The sequence below is a fragment of the Nitratireductor alexandrii genome, from assembly GCF_004000215.1.
GTDB classification, from domain to species: Bacteria; Pseudomonadota; Alphaproteobacteria; order Rhizobiales; family Rhizobiaceae; genus Mangrovimarina; species Mangrovimarina alexandrii.
Window position 1 is genome coordinate 1 of record NZ_RBVY01000026.1, and the last position, 2,663, is coordinate 2,663.

General features: G+C 62.4%; 3 protein-coding genes. All 3 read right to left on the minus strand.

Going from position 1 to position 2,663, the window contains the following annotated elements:
• Positions 1 to 87: 87 nt before the first annotated feature.
• The 3 genes from chrA to EP380_RS23320 all read right to left on the minus strand — a co-directional run bounded on the left by chrA (position 88) and on the right by EP380_RS23320 (position 2,438).
• On the minus strand, positions 88 to 1,326 hold the full coding sequence (chrA, locus tag EP380_RS23310; RefSeq protein ID WP_035228762.1) for a chromate efflux transporter: 1,239 nt from the start codon (positions 1,324 to 1,326) through the stop codon (positions 88 to 90).
• Positions 1,295 to 1,609 (minus strand): PadR family transcriptional regulator, encoded by a 315-nt coding sequence (locus tag EP380_RS23315; RefSeq protein ID WP_035228765.1) that lies wholly within the window; start codon positions 1,607 to 1,609, stop codon positions 1,295 to 1,297. The genes chrA and EP380_RS23315 overlap by 32 nt, the downstream gene beginning before the upstream one ends.
• A 271-nt stretch (positions 1,610 to 1,880) precedes the next feature.
• Complete coding sequence (locus EP380_RS23320) at positions 1,881 to 2,438, minus strand: TVP38/TMEM64 family protein (RefSeq protein WP_051796786.1); 558 nt, start codon at positions 2,436 to 2,438, stop codon at positions 1,881 to 1,883.
• Positions 2,439 to 2,663 lie beyond the last annotated feature (225 nt).

Genomic DNA, 2,663 nt, shown 5'->3' on the forward strand with positions numbered 1-2,663 from the left:
CATCCAATTGTCCGATCTCCACACAAAGTGAGGCAGACCCATATAAAGGGCAAATTGCACGAAGGCGCTTCCTTGGCCGTGAGAGATTCAGAGCAGGCCGAGCGCGACACCGCCGGCTGCGGTCAGCACGACGACCACCCACGGCGGCGCTTTCCAGACGGTAAGCAGGATGAAGCCGGTCAAGGCGAGCGCTAAGTCGTAAGGGCTTAGAATCGCGCTCGTCCAAACGGGATCGTAGAGCGCCGCGCCGAGGATTCCGACGACGGCCGCGTTCGCGCCACGCATCGCAGCCTGCGCAACCGGGCGGGAGCGGAACGCATCCCAGAACGGCAATGCGCCGATCAGCAGCAGGAAGCCGGGCAGGAAGACCGCAATCAGTGCGATTGCGGCCCCGGCGATACCGTCCGGCTCCGGTCCCATGACCGCGCCGAGATAGGCGGCGAAGGTGAAGAGCGGTCCCGGCACGGCCTGCGCCGCGCCATATCCGGCCAGGAAAGCATCCTCGCCAACCCAGCCGGGCCGGACCACTTCCGCCTCAAGCAGGGGAAGGACGACATGCCCGCCGCCGAACACGAGCGAGCCTGCCCGGTAGAAGGAATCGAACAGCCCCAGCCCTTGCGATGTGAGCGCAGCCGAGAAAACCGGCAACAGGAACAGCAGCAGGAAAAACAGCGCGAGCGCGGCAAGCCCGACGCGCCTGGGAACGGCAAAGGTCAAATGCCCTGTTGTCGGAACGGGACCGCCCCGGCACAGCCAAAGCCCGGCAAGCCCGCCAATGACGATAGCCGCGATTTGCCCGATCGAACCGGCTGCAAAAATCACGATCAGCACGGCGGCAAGCGCGATGCTTGCCCGCTCCCGGTCGGGCGCGAGCGTGCGCGCCATGCCCCAGACGGCTTGCGCGACGACAGCCACGGCGACAATTTTGAGGCCGTGTATAAGACCCGCGCCCACCGGTCCCTCGAACGCCGCTGCGCCGAACGCGAACAGCATGAGAAGCAAGGCAGATGGCAGCGTAAACGCCGCCCATGCCGCGAAAGCGCCAAGCGGGCCGCCGCGCAGCAATCCGAGGGCAAAGCCGACCTGACTGCTGGCCGGGCCGGGCAGGAACTGGCAGAGGGCGACGAGATCAGCATAGCCCGCCTCATCGATCCATTTGCGGCGCGTGACCAGCTCGTCACGGAAATAGCCGAGATGGGCGATCGGGCCGCCGAATGATGTTAGCCCGAGTTTCAGGAAGGCAAGAAAGACCTCGCCGCTAGAGCCGCGCCGAGGTGCGTTGCCGGGTACATCGTCAAGCGTCGGTGCCGCCGGGTTCGACTTCACGAAACAGCTCCCGGACTTTTCCCTTCGCCATATTCAGCGCCTCGACGCCATAAGGCGTCGCTCTGTAGATGCGGCGATGGGAGCGGCCCGCCCGCTCGGTGCGGGATTCGAGATAGCCTTTGCGCTCCAGCGCATGAAGCATCGGATAAAGCGTTCCGGCGCTGATCCTGTAACCATGATGCGCCAGCTCCTCGATCATCCAGTGTCCGTAAAGATCGCCCTCGGCTGCATGATGCAGGACGTGGAGCCGGATCAATCCGGAGAGTAGTTCCTGATGCTCCATTGGTGTTTCTCAAAAAGTCCTTTGAATTTCGCAAGCGGCCCCTCACAATCGAAACTCGATATTGGAAACCGATTGTATCCGCTGACCGTTGGGGCTGCAATCCGTTTCAGCGGAGGGCTGACCGTGCCTGACCGCAGGCGGATTGCAAACCCCGGAACAAAGGAGACTCGCATGGCCAGTGAAGTAGACCGCCATCCGCGTCATCACACCCAGCAAATGCAGACCCGTTTGCAGGAAACAATCGACCATCTGCGCGAGGACATCGATTGTTTCAGACCCGTAAGTTCCCGATTTCTAAAGAGCAGGATCGCGTGAGAAGGTAGCTGACCGCATCAAACGAGATGAACGGCACGAGCCGGGAGGCAAACACGATGGCCATCAGCCACAACTGGGATCGGCTTCGGCGGAGCCGTTCCAGCAGCGGCCCTGCTTTGGACCAGCGCTGCACCGCCTCATATCCGAGACAGCGGGCAATCCAGAAGGCGATGATCGCGCCAGCCTCAGCCCCGATCACGATGTAGAGCGTGCCCCAGACCGGCCCGAAGGCGGCTCCCGCGACCAATGCAATCGGCCCGCTCGGACTCGGGGTTATGACGATTGCCGTGGTCATCAGCGCGATGATTCCCAGCGGTCCCCAGATGCCGAGCCGCTGAATTTGGTCGCGCAGCGCCTGCTCACTGCTGAGCGCCTCCAGCGCACCGGACTGCCACAGCCACCCGTAAACTCCAGCCAAGACGAGCACGACCACCGCGCCGATCGCGATCTTCGTCTTCGAGATCGAATGGCCGCCCTGTTCCGCAACCTGGGATCCGGGAAGCTTATTGTGCATGCTTCACATCGTCGAGGAAGCGCAGCCAGTGCTCGGGCAGACCATGAGCACGAGCACCCTCACGTAGGAGCGTGAGATAACGCAGCGAAGGATTTCTCATTACCTTGCCCTGTCACAGTCGCCGCAGGAACGTCCTGGCAGTTACCAGGACGACTTTCAAGCGGAAGGTGCAGTCAGGCACAGGTGTCGATTTACACTTCAAACTGGGACTCGGACAATTTCTGG

Bases quoted from the DNA above. Each gene is read 5' to 3' on its own strand.
- EP380_RS23320 (WP_051796786.1), bottom strand. From the start codon at position 2,438: ATGCACAATAAGCTTCCCGGATCCCAGGTTGCGGAACAGGGCGGCCAT.
- EP380_RS23315 (WP_035228765.1), bottom strand. From the start codon at position 1,609: ATGGAGCATCAGGAACTACTCTCCGGATTGATCCGGCTCCACGTCCTG.